The organism is Paenibacillus popilliae ATCC 14706 (assembly GCF_000315235.1).
Taxonomy (GTDB): Bacteria; Bacillota; Bacilli; order Paenibacillales; family Paenibacillaceae; genus Paenibacillus_B; species Paenibacillus_B popilliae.
Genome location: NZ_BALG01000495.1, coordinates 1 through 289 on the forward strand (window position 1 = coordinate 1; position 289 = coordinate 289).

At 52.9% G+C, this 289-nt stretch carries 1 pseudogene; it reads right to left on the reverse strand.

The window, feature by feature from the left end:
- A pseudogene (locus tag PPOP_RS18835) lies at window positions 1-289 on the reverse strand (ISNCY family transposase); the annotation flags it as partial.

A 289-nucleotide genomic window follows, 5' to 3' on the forward strand; every position in this document is an offset into this window, starting at 1 on the left:
GCTTTACCGAAATGGGAGAGCGGCTTGGTTTCGCCAGCGAGCTCTTGTTCAATGGTTAGCTTCTCATTAGGCGATCGGAAGATCGTATGCCGGTCGCTGTACAGGGCGAGCGGGATGCCATATTTCTGTATGCCCTGCTGCATTACAAGCGAATAGCCTTCACGGCATTCGTTTGGTCGGAAAATTGCACCAACGACCGTTCCAGTAGCATCATCGATAGCTGCATGCAAGGAGAAGCCTGGAGCGCGATCCTCGAGCCAAGCATAAGGAGTGGCATCGATCTGCCAAA